This window comes from Pseudaquabacterium inlustre (assembly GCF_038066595.1).
GTDB classification, from domain to species: domain Bacteria; phylum Pseudomonadota; class Gammaproteobacteria; order Burkholderiales; family Burkholderiaceae_C; genus Pseudaquabacterium; species Pseudaquabacterium inlustre.
On sequence record NZ_JBBUTH010000004.1, the window covers coordinates 625862 to 641872 of the forward strand.

The window sequence follows — 16011 nt, forward strand, 5'->3', positions numbered from 1 at the left end:
CGCTCACGCGGTCATTGCGACGCGGCGGAGGCCGGCGCAGCGGGCGCTGCAGCCGTTGATGCAGCCGGTGGTGTGGCTGTCGGTGTGGCCGTTGCCGTGGCGGCGGGCGCCCCGGCATGGTTGTCGGCCGGCTTGCTGGTACCGGTCATCGGCAGCAGCGGCACGATCAGCAGCGCCACGATGTTGATGATCTTGATCAGCGGGTTGACGGCGGGGCCGGCGGTGTCCTTGTACGGATCGCCCACGGTGTCGCCGGTGACGGCGCTCTTGTGCGCGTCGGAGCCCTTCTTGTGCAGCTTGCCATCGGCGTCGGTGAAGCCTTCCTCGATCAGCTTCTTGGCGTTGTCCCAGGCGCCGCCACCCGTGCACATGCTGATGCCGACAAAGAGGCCCGTGACGATGGTGCCCATCAGCAGGCCTCCGAGTGCGGCCGGACCCAGCAGCATGCCCACCAGGATGGGCACCACCACCGGCAGCAGCGACGGCACGATCATTTCCTTGATCGCGGCCGTGGTCAGCATGTCGACGGCGGCGCTGTAGTCCGGCTTCTTCTTGCCGGCCATGATCTCGCCGCCCTGGAACTGGCGGCGCACCTCCACCACCACGCTGCCGGCCGCGCGGCCCACGGCCTCCATGGCCATGGCGCCGAACAGGTAGGGGATCAGGCCGCCGATGAACAGGCCCACGATCACCATGTGGTTGCTCAGGTCGAAGCTGACGTGCATGCCCTGCGATTCGAGCGCGTGCGTGTAGTCGGCAAACAGCACCAGCGCGGCCAGGCCGGCCGAGCCGATGGCGTAGCCCTTGGTCACCGCCTTGGTGGTGTTGCCCACGGCGTCCAGCGGGTCGGTGACGTCGCGCACGCTGTCGGGCAGTTCGGCCATCTCGGCGATGCCGCCACCGTTGTCGGTGATCGGGCCGTAGGCGTCCAGCGCGACGATGATGCCGGCCATGCTCAGCATGGCCGTGGCACCGATGGCGATGCCGTACAGGCCGGCCAGCCAGTAGGCACCGACGATGGCCAGGCAGACGAAGATCACCGGCCAGGCGGTGGACTTCATGCTGACGCCCAGGCCGGCGATGACGTTGGTGCCGTGGCCGGTGGTGGAGGCCTGCGCCACGTGCTGCACCGGGGCGAACTGCGTGCCGGTGTAGTACTCGGTGATCCACACCATCGCCGCGGTGAGCAGCAGGCCGACCACGCAGGTGCCGAACAGCGCCATCGCCGACACCTTGCCACCGGCGGCCAGTTCAAGGCCGTTCGGGAACAGTGCGGTGGTCACGCCGTAGAACGCCACCAACGAGATGACGCCGGCGATGATCAGGCCCTTGTAGAGCGCGGGCATCACGTTCTTCATGCCGGGGCTGGCCTTGACGAAGCCGCAGCCGATGATCGACGCGATGATCGACACGCCGCCCAGCAGCAGCGGGTACACCGCGGCCGTCATGCTGGCGGCCGTGGTGACCATCAGCGCGCCCAACGCCATGGTGGCGATCAGCGTGACCGCGTAGGTCTCGAACAGGTCGGCGGCCATGCCGGCGCAGTCGCCCACGTTGTCGCCCACATTGTCTGCAATCACCGCCGGGTTGCGCGGGTCGTCCTCGGGGATGCCGGCCTCGACCTTGCCCACCAGGTCGGCGCCCACGTCAGCGCCCTTGGTGAAGATGCCGCCGCCCAGCCGCGCGAAGATCGAGATCAGGCTGGAGCCGAAGGCCAGGCCCAGCAACGGCTTGAGCGTGGCCGGGTCGGCCTTGGCGCCACCGCTCAGGTACCAGAAGAACATGCCCACGCCCAGCAGGCCCAGGCCCACCACCAGCATGCCGGTGATGGCGCCGCCCTTGAAGGCGACATCCAGCGCCGGGCCGATGCCCTTGGTGGCCGCCTGCGTGGTGCGCACATTGGCGCGCACCGAGACGTTCATGCCGATGAAGCCGCAGGCGCCCGAGAGCACGGCACCGAGCACGAAGCCGATGGCCGTGGCCGTGCCCAGTTGCCAGAGGATCAGCACCGCCAGCACGACGCCGACGATGCCGATGGTGCGGTATTGACGCGCAAGGTACGCGGCCGCACCTTGCTGGATGGCGCCAGCGATCTCCTGCATGCGGGCGTTGCCCGCGTCCTGGTTCAAGATCCAGCTTCGCTGTACGAAGCCATACAACACGGCCGCCAGGCCGCACGCAAGCGCGATGTAGAGCGCCATCGTGGTGGAAATCAAGGTATCTCCTTCCTCGTCGGTTCAGGCCCTGTGATTTGCGCCGCGAATCTCTTGGCTACCGGGCAGACCCGGCCATGGCAGCGGTCGCCGGACCAATGTAAGGGAAGCGTCATCGATCGGACCCCGTGTTTTCCTGCGGTAGCGCAAGACCGCTGTCCGTCAGGGCGGGGTCATCCGGCATCCGTAGAATGGGGGTTTCCCCGCAAACTGCACCGGCACTGCCGCTACGAGCACAACCATGAGCCTGCACAACGTGACCCCCGGCGCCAAGGCGCCCGACGAGTTCAACGTGATCATCGAGATCCCGATGAACGGCGACCCGATCAAGTACGAGGTCGACCATGAGTCCGGCGCCCTGTTCGTCGACCGCTTCATGAGCACCTCGATGCACTACCCGTGCAACTACGGCTACATCCCCAACACGCTGGCCGACGACGGCGATCCGGTGGATGTGCTGGTGATCACGCCGGTGCCGCTGATCCCGGGCGTGGTGGTGACCTGCCGTCCGCTGGGCATGCTGAAGATGGACGACGAAGCCGGTGGCGACAACAAGCTGCTGGCCGTGCCCATCGACAAGATCCTGTCGGTCTACAGCCAGTGGCAGAAGCCGGAAGACCTGAACCCGCTGCGCCTGAAGACCATCCAGCACTTCTTCGAGCACTACAAGGACCTCGAAGCCGGCAAGTGGGTCAAGGTGATCGGCTGGGAAGGCCCCGAGGCCGCCAAGGGCGAAGTCACCGAGGGCATGGCCCGCTACCAGGCCGACGCCAAGAAGTAAGCCGCTGCCGCGGCCATGAACAACGGGCCCCGCGGGGCCCGTTGTCGTTTCTGTCGGGTGGGGGGCTACAGCGCCTTGCTCACCAGCTTGAAGTCGGGGTCTTCGGTGAAGCTGCGGGTCTCGAAGCCCAGGCTGCTCATCAGGCGCAGCATGTTGGGGTTGTTGGCCAGCACCAGGCCGTCGATCTCGGCCAGGCCCTTGGCGCGGGCGAAGTCCATGATGCTGAGCATCAGCCGCGAGCCTAGGCCCTGGCCCTTGTAGGCGTCGCTCACCACCAGCGAGAACTCGCAACTGGTCTGGTCGGGGTTGGTGATGTAGCGCGACACGCCGATGATCTGCTCGCGCTCGACGAACACGCCGTCCTCGCCGGCCTCGCGGTTGCGGTGCACGGCCACCAGGGCCATCTCGCGGTCGTAGTCGATGAGCGTGTAGCGCGCCAGCATGCGTGCCGGCAGTTCCTGGATGGTGCTGGCGAAGCGGAAGTAGCGGCTCTCCTCCGACAGCCCGCGCACGAAGGCCTGCAGCATGTCGGCGTCGTCGGGCCGCACCGGGCGGATGGTGTAGAGGCCGCCGCCCTTCATCGGCCACTCGCGCTCGTAGGCGCTGGGGTAGGGCAGGATGGCCAGGTGGTTGTACTCGCCCACGCTGGGCGGGGCGTGATCGATCACCACGCGCGCATCCACGGCCACCGCGCCGGTCTCGTCGACGATGATCGGGTTGATGTCCATCTCGCGCAGTTGTGGCAGCTGGCACACCATCTCCGAGACGCGCAACAGCACCTGCTCGATGGCATCGATGTCGGCCGCCGGGTGGCCGCGCCACTCGCCCAGCATGGCCGCCACGCGCGAGCGCTCGATCAGCCGCCGCGCGAGGAACTGGTTCAATGGCGGCAGCTCCATCGCGCGGTCGGCGATCAGCTCGATCATCGTGCCGCCGGCGCCGAAGGTGATCACCGGTCCGAACGGGTCGTCGGTGGTCAGGCCGATGTAGATCTCGCGGCCACGGCGCTTGGCGGCCATCGGCTGGATGGTCACGCCATTGATGCGCGCGTTGGGCTGGGCACGCTTCACTGCGGCCAGCATGTCGTTGTAGGTGTCGCGCACCTGTGTGGCGGTCATCACGTTCAGCGCCACGCCCTGCACGTCGCTCTTGTGGCTGATGTCGGGCGAGTCGATCTTCAGCGCCACCGGGTAGCCCAGCTGGCTGGCGATCAGCATGGCCTCGTTGGCGCTGCGCGCCAGCATGGTGCGCGTCACCGGAATGTGGAAGGCCGCCAGCAGCGCCTTGCTCTCCATCTCGGTCAGCACCTTGCGGCGTTCGGCCAGCACGCCCTCGATCAGCAGGCGTGCGCCCTCGGTGTCGGGCTGGTTCAGCGTGGACAGCGGCGGCGGCGTCTGCTGCAGCAACTGCTGGTTCTGGTAGAAGCTGGCGATGTTGCCGAAGGCGTCCACCGCCGCCTCGGGCGTTCGGAAGTTGGGGATGGCCGCGGCATTCAGCACGTCACGCGCCTCGCGCACCGATTCGTCGCCCATCCAGCAGGCCAGCACCGGCTTGGCCACCGGCCGGAACACCTCGACGATGGCCCGCGCCACCTCGGCCGGATCGCTGTCGGGCTTGGGGCTCAGGATCACCAGCACGCCATCGATGCCGCGGTCCTTGCCGCAGGCCTGCAGCGCGGCCTTGAAATGCTCGGGCCGGGCATCTTCGCCCAGGTCGACCAGCGACTGCAGCGTGGCGCCTTCGGGCAGGCGCGGCGCCAGGTCAATGCGCGCGGCATCGCCGAAGGCCGCCACCTCCAGGCCGATCTCGTTGGCCCAGTCGGCGGCCAGCACGCCGGGGCCGCCGCCGTTGGTGATGATGGCCATGCGCTTGCCGACCGGCCGGTAGCGTGAGGCCAGGCACTTGGCGGCCGAGAACAGCTGCGTGAACACGCGCACCCTTACCGCACCGGCCCGGCGCAATGCCGACTCGAACACGTCGTCCGAGCCGACGATGGCGGCCGAGTGCGTGAGTGCGGCGCGCGAGCCCGCCGGCTTGCGCCCGGCCTTCATCACCACCACCGGCTTGACGAAGGCGGCGGCGCGCAGCGCGCTCATGAAGCGTCGCGCATGGCGTATGCCTTCCATGTAGACCAGGATGCTCTGCGTGCTGGCGTCGTTGGCCAGGAAGTCCAGCACCTGCGGCAGATCGACCGCCGTGTTCGGGCCCAGTGACACCACGGCCGAGAAGCCCACGCCGTTGCGGCCCGCCCAGTCCAGGATCGACGAGGTGAGGGCGCCCGACTGCGACACGAGTGCCAGCGGCCCCGGCGCCGCCAGCGGGCCGGCAGCGGCCGCGTTGAGCTTCAGGTGCGGCCGCTGGAAGCCCAGGCTGTTGGGGCCCAGCATGTGCACGCCATGGCGCCGCGCGATGGCGTGCAGCTCGGTGCACTGCGCGCCCGACACACCGGCACCCAACACCAGCGCGGCGCGGCAGCGGATGCGGCCGGTCACCTCCAGCGCAGCAGCCACCTGATCGGGCGGCAGCGCGATGATGGCCAGGTCGGCGCGCGAGTGCGCCAGATCGGCCAGCGTGCCGGTCATCGAGATGTCGAGGAAGGTGACCGGCCCCTTGTAGCCGCGGCTCTGCAACTCGGCCAGCAGCGCGCGGGCATGGGCGGTCTGTGCGGCAGGCTGGTCGGGATCGCCGGCGAAAACGACGATCGATTCGGGCGAGAACAGCGGGGTGAGGTAATGCTTGTCCATGGGCACGGCACGGCGCTCGTGACGCCGGATCAGGGTTTGCCCGAGCATAGACCCCACGGCGTGCCGCACGGGGGCGCTTGGCATCGGGGCTTGCCCTGCATCAAGGGGCGGGCGGCCGGCCCGCGGCGCTCAGGCCTTGAACGGGCTGTGCTCGTGCAATTCGTCGATGTAGGCCGCGATGCCTTGGCCTTCCTGCGCCAGATGTTCGGCCACCGCCCGGTTGAACTCGGGATGCGCCAGCCAGTGTGCCGAGCGCGTGGGCGCCGGCATCAGGCCGCGGGCCATCTTGTGCTCGCCCTGCGCGCCGCCCTCGAAGCGTGTGTAGCCCTGGGCCAGGCACCAGGCCAGCGGCTGGTAGTAGCAGGCCTCGAAGTGCAGGCATGGCACATACTCGGTGGCGCCCCAGTAACGGCCGAAGGCCGCGCGGCGTGCCGGATCCAGCGCCACCAGCGAGGCGGCGACCGGCGTGCCTGCGGCGCCATCGCGCCGCGCCACGAACAGCAGCCAGTGTTCGGGCAAGGTGCGGCCGACGGTCTGGAAGAAGTCCAGGTTCAGGTAGGGCTTGGAATGGTGCAGGCGGTAGGTGCCGGTGTAGCAGGCATGGAAGAAGCGCCACAGGTCATCGCCGATCTCCGCCCCACAGTGCGTGGTGAAGGTGATGCCGGCTTCGGCCACGCGCCGGCGCTCCTGCAGGATCTTCTTGCGCTTCTCGCGCGCCAGGCTGGCCAGGAAGGCGTCGAAATCGGGCCAGGGCGCCTGGGCCTGCTGCTGCCAGTGGAACTGCACGCCGTGGCGCGCCAGGCCGCCGGCCTGTGCCACGGCCGGTGTCTCGGCCTCGGTGTGGAACAGCACGTGCAGCCCCGAGGCCTTCGCCTGCGCCGCCACCGCACGCAGCCCGGCCAGCAGGGCGTGGCGCGCCGCGTCGTCACGGGCCATCAGGCGGGTGCCCGGCACCGGCGTGAAGGGCACGGCCACCAGCAGCTTGGGGTAGTAGCGCAGGCCGTGGCGGTGGTAGGCATCGGCCCAGGCCCAGTCGAACACGTACTCGCCGTAGGAATGCGTCTTCAGGTAGGCCGGTGCGGCGGCCACCAGTTCGCCGTCACGGTGTACGGTGACGAAGCGAGGCGTCCAGCCCGTCTCGGTCGTGGCACAGCCGCTGCCATGCAGGGCCGCCAGATAGGGCAGGCGCATGAACGGGGTGGGCTGGGCCTGTGCGGCCAGCAGGGCGTCCCAAGGGCCGGCATCCAGCATCGATGGATCGTCGTGCACATGCACCACGTGCCCTGGCGCACCAGAGACTGCAAGCCGCCTGTCGGCGCTGCCAATGCCGTCGGTCAACAACTGCCACTCCTTTCACCGTTCACGCATCCGGCCGGGCACTCGTGTAGCGCGCCCATCGGCTTGGCGATCCGTGCTTAAATTCGATCCAATCGATCGCCATTTTCTTCGGAGCCCGCCATGAAGCAGATCACCGCCATCATCAAGCCCTTCAAGCTCGAGGAGGTGCGCGAATCGCTGGCCGACGTGGGCGTCTCGGGCCTGACCGTCACCGAGGTCAAGGGCTTCGGCCGCCAGAAGGGCCACACCGAGCTGTACCGCGGTGCCGAGTACGTGGTCGACTTCCTGCCGAAGGTGAAGGTGGAGGTGGTGGTCAAGGACAGCGATGTCGATCGTTGCGTCGAGGCCATCGTCAAGGCCGCCAAGACCGGCAAGATCGGTGACGGCAAGATCTTCGTTACCCCGGTCGAGCAGGTGGTGCGCATCCGCACCGGTGAGACCGACGAGTCCGCGGTCTGAGTTCCGCGTCGCACTGACAAGACAACGGGGCCATCGGGCCCGTTGTTCATGGTGCATCCCGCCTTGCGGGTCGGTGGACTGGCCGATGCGCGGTCAGATGCGGTCCAGCGTGTCGTCGCGCTTGTCGCCGCGGTGGGCGTGCAGCGCGTCCAGCAGCATGGCGATGTCGTCGGCCTGATGCAGCATGGCCATCTGGCCGTCGTCCATGAATCCCTCGGTCACCGAGTGCCGCAGGAAGGTCAGCAGCGGGTTCCAGTAGCCCTCGGCGCCCAGCAGACCGATGGGGCTGTCGTGGTAGTTCAGGTGGCGCCAGGTCCACACTTCGAACAGTTCCTCGAAGGTGCCGATGCCGCCCGGCATCGCGATGAAGGCGTCCGCGCGCTCGGCCATCAGTTGCTTGCGCTGGTGCATGGTCTGCACCACATGCTGCTCGTGCAGGCCGGCGTGGCCCACCTCCAGCCGCATCAGTGATTCAGGAATCACGCCCACCACGCGGCCACCAGCGGCCAGCGTGGCATCGGCCACCGCACCCATCAGGCCGGCGCGCCCGCCGCCGTACACCAGTTGCCAGCCACGCTGGCCGATGGCCGTGCCCAGTGCACGGGCCAGGGCCGTGTAGGCCGGACGCGAGCCGGGGCGCGAACCGCAGTAGACGCAGACGCTGAAGGGGGGCTGGGTGGTCATGTGGGGATGGCGCGCAGGATGTGCGGGATACGGTAGACCGGTGGGGTGTCAGGCGCCGAGCAGGCGGTTGGCCAGTGCCGCGATCCACACGCCACCGCACCACAGCAGCGACAGGAACACGGCGGCGCTGCCGTAGTCCTTGGCGCGCTTGCTCAAGGGGTGCAACTCGAACGACACGCGGTCCACCGTGGCCTCGATGGCCGAGTTCAGCAGTTCGACGATCAGCACCACCAGCACCGAGCCCAGCAGCAAGGCGCGTTCGATCCAGTCGCTGCCCAGCCAGAACGCGGCCGGCAGCATCAGCAGGCCCAGCAGCGCCTCCTGGCGGAAGGCGCTCTCGTGCCGAAGCGCGCTGCCGAAGCCCTGCATCGAGTACACGAAGGCATGGGCCACGCGCGACAGGCCGGTGCGGCGCTTGTGCGGGTTGTCCTGATGGGTGTGGGGGGCCGGCTGCGCGGCCGCGGCGGGCGGTCGCGCCGGCGAGCCGTCGGCTGGCGTCATGCCTGGGATTGTGCCTGCGCCGATCGGGTGGGCCGGGCCGGGCGCCAGGTGATCAACCGGGTGCCGCAGACGGCGTCGTGCCAGAACTGCCGGTCGGGCCGCAGGAAGGCCAGCGACGCATAGCCGGCCACGCCCGCCATCAGCACCGCCGACACCACGCCACCGCCATGCAGATCGGCCAGCCACACCGCCAGCAGCGCCGGCAGGAACCACAGCCACGACAGCAGGTAGCGCGCGAAGGCCCGCGCCTGGCTGACCGGCGCACCCGCGGCATCCACCAGCCGCACATGCCAGGCCTTCATCGCCACGGTCTGGCCGCCGCGCGACCAGAACCAGGTGAAGTAGATCCCCAACACCACGAACAGGAAGGCCTGGAGGCCCGCCTTGCCCTGCAGCGCATGGCGCTGCTGCGTGAGGCTGGAGTACAGATACCCGGCGATCATCAGCACGCCGAACAGCAGCACGCCTTCGTACAGGAAGGCGGCCATGCGGCGGCGCAGTGTGGGCGCCGTGAAGTCAATCGCGCCGGGCGCGGCAGGACCTGCGCCCGCATCGGCTGGCTGCGTCACACCCGTGGCCTCACGGGTGGCCGCTGTCGCCGGCTGCCGAGGCCGCCGCCTGCGGGCCGGTCTTGGGCAGCAGGGTGCTGCGGTCCACCTGGCTTGGCTTGGCCGCGATCTTGGGCTGGCCGGGCTGCTGGTGGGCCGGCGGCGTGGGCGTCTGCGTCATCAATGTGGTGGTGGCGCCGGGCTTGGCCTGCACGATGGTCGGCGCCACCGGCTTGATCAGCGGCGCCGAGGCGGCGGCCGGCTTGGGCACCAGGTTCTGCTTGGGCTGCGCCACGTAGATCGGCGCGGGGGCCGACGCGGCGGGCTTGGCCTTGTTGTCCGCGCCAGCGGGGCGGCTGCGCGCGGCCAGGGCCTGGCGCTCTTCGGCCGGCAGTGCCTGGTAGGCCTCCCAGCGGGCCTGCTTCTCCTCGCGGGAGAGTTGCTTGGTTTCCTGGAAATTCAGCCGCGCGCTGGTGCGTTCGGCCGGCGACAGACGTGCCCACTCGGCCATGCGGGCCTGCACGCGCTGCTGCTCGTCGGCCGGCATGCGCGGAAAGCGCGAGGCCACCTCCAGCCACTTGGCCTTGGTGTTGGCGGCAATGGTCGGCCAGTCGCGCGCCAGCGGCGCCAGCGCAGTGCGTTGCTGGCTGGTCAGGCTGTCCCAGGTGGGGCCGCCGGTGCTGGCCACCGGCACCGGCACCGGCGTTGCGGCCGGTCCGGCGCCAGGCGCCGGTTGTGCGCTGCCCAGGCCGGCGGCGCACGCCAGCACACCGGCCGCGGCAAGGCGTCGCAGGGTGGCAGGCAGGTGCAGGCGGGGCAGGGGGCTCAAGGCGCTCAGACGGTCGGCAGCAGGGCTGGGCTCAGGGCGCCTCGGCGACGCGCAGGTATTCCAGGAAGCCCGGGTCGCGGTAGGCGGCGGGCGGCAGTTCGTCGGCCAGCAGCGCGCTGTCGATCTCGGCGGCGGCGGCAATCTGCTCGGCGTCGTGGTGGTGCTGGATCACCACCAGGCCGACCAGCAGCATCACCAGCGGCAGGGCCGAGGCCATGCGCAGCCACACCGACGGCGGGCCGCCCAGCGCGGCGCTGCGGCCGGCCGCCACCAGCACCGGCGCGGCCTGGGCCACGGACTCGGTGCGGCGGCGCTGCTGGGCCACGGCCACGGCGCGCTCGCGCGCGAAGCGCAGACGCTCGGAAATGTCGTGCGGCAGTTCCTCGGCGCCATGGCTGAGGCGCGCCGTCAGGCGCATGGCCACCTGGCCTTCCAGGCTGTCGCCTGCGGGCCGCGGCGCCGGCGGTGCGTAAAGATGTTCGATGTTGTTCACGGCGCGATTCCCTTTGCGCGGAGGGCTTTGGCCAAGGCGTGCACGGCTCTGGAGCAGTGCGTCTTGACGCTGCCTTCCGAACAGCCCATGACAGCCGCCGTCTCGGCGGTGTCGAGCTCTTCCCAGTAACGCAGCAGGAAGGCTTCTCGTTGACGCGCCGGCAGGTCGGCCACTTCTTGTTCGATGAGAAGCAGGATCTGGGCCCGTGACACCGAATCGGCCGCGCTTTCGGCGCCGAGCATGCCGTCGGCAGACTCCAGGCTTTCGAGCAGGTCGAAGTCGTCGGAATCGGCATCGCCTTCGAAGTCCGACATGTTCTGCATCACAGCGCTGCGCACGCGCTGGCGGCGGAACCAGTCCATCGTCGCGTTCGACAGGATGCGCTGGAACAGCAGCGGCAACTCGGCCAACGGCCGGTCGGCGTACTTCTCGGCCAGCCGGATCATGGCGTCCTGCACGACATCGAGCGCGGCGTCCTCGTCACGCACGGCATACACCGTGCGCTTGAAGGCCCGTTTTTCGACGCTCTTGAGGAAATCCGAGAGTTCTTTGTCGCTCGCCAAGGTTCACCCGACCCCGGCGTGGGGGTGGCCGAAATCGGCGCGGATTATGGCACCCACCAATCGATGCACCAGGGCGATCCGCCGCGGGGCCCGAGGCTGGTGCAATAATGCTGCTTCGCACAAAGCGATTTAGGGTCTCAAGCCGGCCCGCCGACCCCGGCGGGCGAGTTGTTTTTGATCGCGCAGGTTCCGAGTCCGCCTCACGAGGGCGCGAGGAGGGGCACCGATGGTTTTTCGTCAGAGAAATTCACAAAGGTTCGAAATGGACATGTCTGCCGCGGAAGTCAAGCGTGCCACCACGGGTTCGGCACAACCGCAAATCTCCCCCTCTTCCTCCTCCCAGCACCCCGAGATCAACGGCTCGGAAATCCTGGTTCGCTGCCTGCAGGCAGAGAACGTCAAGTACATGTGGGGCTACCCGGGTGGGTCGGTCCTGTACATCTACGACGCGCTGTACAAGCAGGACACCATCCAGCACGTGCTGGTGCGCCATGAGCAGGCGGCCGTGCACGCTGCCGACGGCTATGCCCGCGCCACCGGCGAGGTGGGCGTGGCCCTGGTCACCAGCGGCCCGGGCGTGACCAATGCCGTCACCGGCATCGCCACCGCCTACATGGACTCGATCCCGATGGTGGTGATCACCGGCCAGGTGCCCACGCCGGCGATCGGCCTCGACGCCTTCCAGGAATGCGACACGGTGGGCATCACGCGCCCCATCGTCAAGCACAACTTCCTGGTCAAGGACGTGCGCGATCTGGCCAGCACGATCAAGAAGGCCTTCCACATCGCCCGCACCGGCCGTCCCGGCCCCGTGGTGGTGGACATCCCGAAGGACGTGTCGCTGAAGACCACGGCCTTCCACTACCCCGAGCGCGTGGAAATGCGCTCGTACAACCCGGTGAAGAAGGGCCATGGCGGTCAGATCCGCAAGGCCATGCTGCTGCTGCTGTCGGCCAAGCGGCCGTACATCTACACCGGCGGTGGCGTGATCCTGGGCAACGCGGCGGCCGAGCTGCGCGAGCTGGCCGACCTGCTGGGCTTTCCGTGCACCAACACGCTGATGGGCCTGGGCGCCACGCCGGCCAGCGATCCCAAGTTCCTGGGCATGCTGGGCATGCACGGCACCTACGAGGCCAACATGACCATGCAGCACTGCGACGTGCTGCTGGCCGTGGGCGCGCGCTTCGATGATCGTGTGATCGGCAACCCCAAGCACTTCGCCTCGGTGGAGCGCAAGATCATCCACGTGGACATCGACCCCTCGTCGATCTCCAAGCGCGTGAAGGTCGACATCCCGATCGTCGGCGACACCAAGGAGGTGTTGCAGGAGATGATCGCCCACCTGAAGGAAACCCAGGCCAAGCCGGATAACCAGGCCCTGGCCGCGTGGTGGAAGCAGGTGAACGACTGGCGCAAGCGCGAGTGCCTGTCCTACCGCAAGAGCGACGAGGTCATCAAGCCGCAGTACGTGGTCGAGACCCTGGCGCGCCTGACCAAGGGCACGGATGTCTACGTCACCAGCGACGTGGGCCAGCACCAGATGTGGGCGGCGCAGTTCTTCCCGTTCGAGGAGCCGCGGCGCTGGATCAACAGCGGTGGCCTGGGCACGATGGGCGTGGGCCTGCCGTACGCCATGGGCATCAAGCTGGCCAAGCCCGACAGCGATGTGTTCTGCATCACCGGCGAAGGCTCGATCCAGATGTGCATCCAGGAGCTGAGTACCTGCAACCAGTACAAGACGCCGGTCAAGATCATCGCCTTGAACAACCGGTACCTGGGCATGGTGCGGCAGTGGCAGGAACTCGACTACGAGGGCCGCTACTCGCACAGCTACATGGATGCGCTGCCTGATTTCGTCAAGCTCGCCGAGGCCTATGGCCACGTGGGCCTGAAGATCGAGAAGCCGTCCGATGTGGAGCCGGCGCTCAAGGAGATGATCCGCCTGAAGGATCGGACCGTCTTCCTCGATGTGCGCACCGACCCGACCGAGAACGTCTGGCCGATGGTGCAGGCCGGCAAGGGCATCACCGAGATGCTGCTGGGCTCGGAAGACCTGTGAGCGCCTGAGGGCTGCCGGGCAGCTGCCGTTACCGCGGCGGCTGCGGCAGGCGGTCCGCGCAGGCGCGCACGCGTTCGCAGCCCAATCCCTTTTCTCAACGCTTTTTTGATGGTGCGGCCAAGGGCCGGCGCTTACCGGCGCCGGTCTGAAGAACCGCGCTGCAAGGACGAAGCATGAAACACATCATCGCCGTGCTGCTCGAGAACGAGCCGGGCGCCCTGTCGCGCGTGGTGGCGCTGTTCTCCGCCCGCGGCTACAACATCGAGAGCCTGACGGTGGCGCCGACGGAAGATCCGTCGCTGTCGCGCATGACCATCGTCACGACCGGCTCCGACGAGGTGATCGAGCAGATCACCAAGCACCTGAACCGCCTGATCGAGGTGGTGAAGGTGGTCGACCTGACCGAAGGCAGCTACACCGAGCGCGAGCTCATGCTGATCAAGGTGCGCGCGGTGGGCAAGGAGCGCGAGGAGATGAAGCGCATGGCCGACATCTTCCGCGGCCGCATCATCGACGTCACTGAAAAGAGCTACACGATCGAGCTGACCGGCGATGCCGGCAAGCTCGACGCGTTCATCGAGGCCATCGACCGCACGGCGATCCTCGAAACCGTGCGCACCGGCACCAGCGGGATCGGTCGCGGCGAGCGGATTCTCCGCGTCTAACCTCTCTCCCGCCAGAAAACTCATTGGAGAACCCCATGAAGGTCTACTACGACAAGGACGCCGATCTGAGCCTGATCAAGGGCAAGAACGTCACCATCATCGGCTACGGCTCGCAGGGCCACGCCCACGCGCAGAACCTGAACGACAGCGGCGTGAAGGTCACCGTCGGTCTGCGCAAGGGTGGCGCCAGCTGGGCCAAGGCCGAGAAGGCCGGCCTGAAGGTGGCCGAGATCGCCGACGCGGTGAAGAGCGCCGACGTGGTCATGATCCTGCTGCCCGACGAGCAGATCGCCGGCGTGTACGACAAGGAAGTGGCGCCGAACATCAAGCCCGGCGCCTCGCTGGCCTTCGCCCACGGCTTCAACGTGCACTACGGCCAGGTGCAGCCGCGCGAAGACATCGACGTGTGGATGGTGGCCCCCAAGGCCCCGGGCCACACCGTGCGCAACACCTACACGCAAGGTGGCGGCGTGCCGCACCTGATCGCCGTGCATGCCGACAAGACCGGCAAGGCGCGTGATCTGGCCCTGAGCTACGCCGCGGCCAACGGTGGCGGCAAGGCCGGCATCATCGAGACCAACTTCCGCGAAGAGACCGAGACCGACCTGTTCGGCGAGCAGGCCGTGCTGTGCGGCGGCACCGTCGAGCTGATCAAGGCCGGCTTCGAGACGCTGGTGGAAGCCGGCTACGCGCCCGAGATGGCCTACTTCGAGTGCCTGCACGAGCTGAAGCTGATCGTGGACCTGATCTACGAAGGCGGCATCGCGAACATGAACTACTCGATCTCGAACAACGCCGAGTACGGTGAGTACGTCACCGGCCCGCGCGTCGTGACCGAGGACACCAAGAACGCCATGCGCCAGTGCCTGAAGGACATCCAGACCGGCGAGTACGCCAAGTCCTTCATCCTCGAGAACAAGGCCGGCGCCCCGACGCTGATCAGCCGCCGCCGTCTGACCGCCGATCACCAGATCGAGCAGGTGGGCGAGAAGCTGCGCGCCATGATGCCCTGGATCAAGGCCAACAAGCTGGTGGACAAGAGCCGCAACTGATGGCGCCTCGCGCCATCCGGAAGGGCCGCCTCGTGCGGCCCTTTTTCATGGCAATCACTGCGTTATGCTTCCCGCATGAATGAACTCCAGGACAGCGTGCTCGAGCCGCAAGACGGCGTAGAGGCCGCTGACAACACGCCCGAGGCACGGCCTCGTCCGCGCCGCAAGGGCATCTATGTGCTGCCCAACCTGTTCACCTTGGCCGCGCTGTTCGGCGGCTTCTACGCCATCGTGATGGCCATGAACGGCCGCTTCGATTCGGCCGCCATCGGCATCTTCTGCGCCATGGTGCTCGACAGCCTGGACGGCCGCGTGGCGCGCATGACCAACACGCAGAGCGCCTTCGGCGAGCAGATGGACAGCCTGGCCGACATGGTCAGCTTCGGCGCCGCACCGGCGCTGATCGTCTACGAGTGGGCACTCAAGGGCCTGGGCAAGGCCGGCTGGGCCGCGGCCTTCGTCTATTGCGCCTGTGCCGCGCTGCGGCTGGCGCGCTTCAACACCAACATCGGCGTGGTCGACAAACGCTTCTTCCAGGGCCTGCCCAGCCCGGCGGCGGCGGCGCTGGTCATCGGCTTCATCTGGATCATGGACGACGCCGGCTTCCGCGAAGGCGTGAAGGACATCCCCTGGCTGGTGTGGGCCACCTGGACGCTGACCATCTACGCCGGCCTGACGATGGTGACCAACGTGCCGTTCTACAGCTTCAAGGACTTCGGCCTGAAGAAGTCGGTGCCCTTCGTCACGCTGGTGGCCATCGCACTGGGCATGGCGCTGATCAGCCAGCATGTGCCGGGCATGTTGTTCGGCCTGTTCATGCTCTACGGCCTGTCGGGCTATGCGATGTACGTGTACCGGCGCATGAAGGGCAAGCACGTCAGCGTGATCGCCACCTCCACCGACGAGCCCGACGAGAAGGGCCTGCACCAGTGAGCGCCGCGGCCTGATCTGGCGTCGCGCACTGGGGTTGATCGCCAGACCAGTCCGGCCAGCGCCCGTGCTACATTCCAGACCCATGTCGACGAACACCCAGCACTTCCCGCTGCTGCTACTAGGCGTGCCACTGGCGCGCTGATCGTCCA

General features: G+C 68.0%; 15 protein-coding genes. 6 read left to right on the forward strand and 9 right to left on the reverse strand.

Annotated features, from left to right (window positions below; translation table 11 throughout):
• Positions 1-11: 11 nt before the first annotated feature.
• Positions 12-2213 carry a sodium-translocating pyrophosphatase gene (locus AACH10_RS10810; protein WP_341410458.1) on the reverse strand — a complete coding sequence of 734 codons (2202 nt, stop codon included), beginning with the start codon at positions 2211-2213 and terminating at the stop codon, positions 12-14.
• Positions 2214-2454: 241 nt separating this feature from the next.
• On the opposite strand from AACH10_RS10810, the gene ppa reads away from it, so the two are divergent.
• Complete coding sequence (gene ppa / locus AACH10_RS10815; protein ID WP_341410396.1) at positions 2455-2994, forward strand: inorganic diphosphatase; 540 nt, start codon at positions 2455-2457, stop codon at positions 2992-2994.
• 65 nt (positions 2995-3059) lie between these two features.
• Here ppa and AACH10_RS10820 read toward each other — a convergent pair whose 3' ends face one another.
• Positions 3060-5738 carry a bifunctional acetate--CoA ligase family protein/GNAT family N-acetyltransferase gene (locus tag AACH10_RS10820; RefSeq protein WP_341410459.1) on the reverse strand — a complete coding sequence of 893 codons (2679 nt, stop codon included), beginning with the start codon at positions 5736-5738 and terminating at the stop codon, positions 3060-3062.
• A 129-nt stretch (positions 5739-5867) separates the two neighbouring features.
• The gene (locus AACH10_RS10825) at positions 5868-6989 is read right to left on the reverse strand and encodes a GNAT family N-acetyltransferase (RefSeq protein WP_341410397.1); all 1122 of its coding nucleotides are present in this window, start codon (positions 6987-6989) and stop codon (positions 5868-5870) included.
• Positions 6990-7196: 207 nt separating this feature from the next.
• Here AACH10_RS10825 and AACH10_RS10830 point away from each other — a divergent pair, with 207 nt between their 5' ends.
• Entirely contained in the window at positions 7197-7535 is a 339-nt protein-coding gene (locus tag AACH10_RS10830; protein ID WP_260787924.1) for a P-II family nitrogen regulator, read from the forward strand.
• Between the two features lie 93 nt (positions 7536-7628).
• Here AACH10_RS10830 and AACH10_RS10835 read toward each other — a convergent pair whose 3' ends face one another.
• From AACH10_RS10835 to AACH10_RS10860, 6 genes are read right to left on the reverse strand one after another with little or no spacing between them, the layout of a single operon-like run.
• On the reverse strand, positions 7629-8219 hold the full coding sequence (locus AACH10_RS10835; RefSeq protein ID WP_341410398.1) for an LOG family protein: 591 nt from the start codon (positions 8217-8219) through the stop codon (positions 7629-7631).
• A 48-nt stretch (positions 8220-8267) separates the two neighbouring features.
• On the reverse strand, positions 8268-8720 hold the full coding sequence (locus AACH10_RS10840; RefSeq protein ID WP_341410399.1) for a diacylglycerol kinase: 453 nt from the start codon (positions 8718-8720) through the stop codon (positions 8268-8270).
• Entirely contained in the window at positions 8717-9289 is a 573-nt protein-coding gene (locus AACH10_RS10845) for an RDD family protein (protein WP_341410400.1), read from the reverse strand. Before AACH10_RS10845 ends, AACH10_RS10840 begins: the two co-directional genes overlap by 4 nt.
• 10 nt (positions 9290-9299) lie before the next feature.
• Positions 9300-10097 carry a DUF3106 domain-containing protein gene (locus AACH10_RS10850; protein WP_341410401.1) on the reverse strand — a complete coding sequence of 266 codons (798 nt, stop codon included), beginning with the start codon at positions 10095-10097 and terminating at the stop codon, positions 9300-9302.
• A 31-nt stretch (positions 10098-10128) separates the two neighbouring features.
• Positions 10129-10590, reverse strand: a complete 462-nt coding sequence (locus AACH10_RS10855) for a DUF3619 family protein (protein ID WP_341410402.1) — start codon at positions 10588-10590, stop codon at positions 10129-10131.
• Positions 10587-11153, reverse strand: coding sequence for an RNA polymerase sigma factor (locus AACH10_RS10860; protein WP_341410403.1), 567 nt, complete (start codon positions 11151-11153; stop codon positions 10587-10589). The genes AACH10_RS10855 and AACH10_RS10860 overlap by 4 nt, the downstream gene beginning before the upstream one ends.
• A gap of 262 nt (positions 11154-11415) precedes the next feature.
• On the opposite strand from AACH10_RS10860, the gene AACH10_RS10865 reads away from it, so the two are divergent.
• From AACH10_RS10865 to pssA, 4 genes are all read left to right on the forward strand, one after another.
• Positions 11416-13212, forward strand: a complete 1797-nt coding sequence (locus tag AACH10_RS10865; RefSeq protein ID WP_341410404.1) for an acetolactate synthase 3 catalytic subunit — start codon at positions 11416-11418, stop codon at positions 13210-13212.
• Positions 13213-13385: 173 nt separating this feature from the next.
• A complete protein-coding gene (gene ilvN / locus AACH10_RS10870; protein ID WP_341410405.1) occupies positions 13386-13877 on the forward strand; it encodes an acetolactate synthase small subunit in 492 nt (163 codons plus the stop codon).
• A 35-nt stretch (positions 13878-13912) separates the two neighbouring features.
• Positions 13913-14929 (forward strand): ketol-acid reductoisomerase, encoded by a 1017-nt coding sequence (gene ilvC / locus AACH10_RS10875; protein WP_341410406.1) that lies wholly within the window; start codon positions 13913-13915, stop codon positions 14927-14929.
• 75 nt (positions 14930-15004) lie between these two features.
• Positions 15005-15862, forward strand: coding sequence for a CDP-diacylglycerol--serine O-phosphatidyltransferase (gene pssA, locus AACH10_RS10880; protein WP_341410407.1), 858 nt, complete (start codon positions 15005-15007; stop codon positions 15860-15862).
• Positions 15863-16011: the final 149 nt, after the last annotated feature.

Bases quoted from the DNA above. Each gene is read 5' to 3' on its own strand.
- ppa (WP_341410396.1), top strand. From the start codon at position 2,455: ATGAGCCTGCACAACGTGACCCCCGGCGCCAAGGCGCCCGACGAGTTC.
- AACH10_RS10820 (WP_341410459.1), bottom strand. From the start codon at position 5,738: ATGGACAAGCATTACCTCACCCCGCTGTTCTCGCCCGAATCGATCGTC.
- AACH10_RS10825 (WP_341410397.1), bottom strand. From the start codon at position 6,989: ATGCTGGATGCCGGCCCTTGGGACGCCCTGCTGGCCGCACAGGCCCAG.
- AACH10_RS10830 (WP_260787924.1), top strand. From the start codon at position 7,197: ATGAAGCAGATCACCGCCATCATCAAGCCCTTCAAGCTCGAGGAGGTG.
- AACH10_RS10835 (WP_341410398.1), bottom strand. From the start codon at position 8,219: ATGACCACCCAGCCCCCCTTCAGCGTCTGCGTCTACTGCGGTTCGCGC.
- AACH10_RS10840 (WP_341410399.1), bottom strand. From the start codon at position 8,720: ATGACGCCAGCCGACGGCTCGCCGGCGCGACCGCCCGCCGCGGCCGCG.
- AACH10_RS10865 (WP_341410404.1), top strand. From the start codon at position 11,416: ATGGACATGTCTGCCGCGGAAGTCAAGCGTGCCACCACGGGTTCGGCA.
- ilvN (WP_341410405.1), top strand. From the start codon at position 13,386: ATGAAACACATCATCGCCGTGCTGCTCGAGAACGAGCCGGGCGCCCTG.
- ilvC (WP_341410406.1), top strand. From the start codon at position 13,913: ATGAAGGTCTACTACGACAAGGACGCCGATCTGAGCCTGATCAAGGGC.
- pssA (WP_341410407.1), top strand. From the start codon at position 15,005: ATGAATGAACTCCAGGACAGCGTGCTCGAGCCGCAAGACGGCGTAGAG.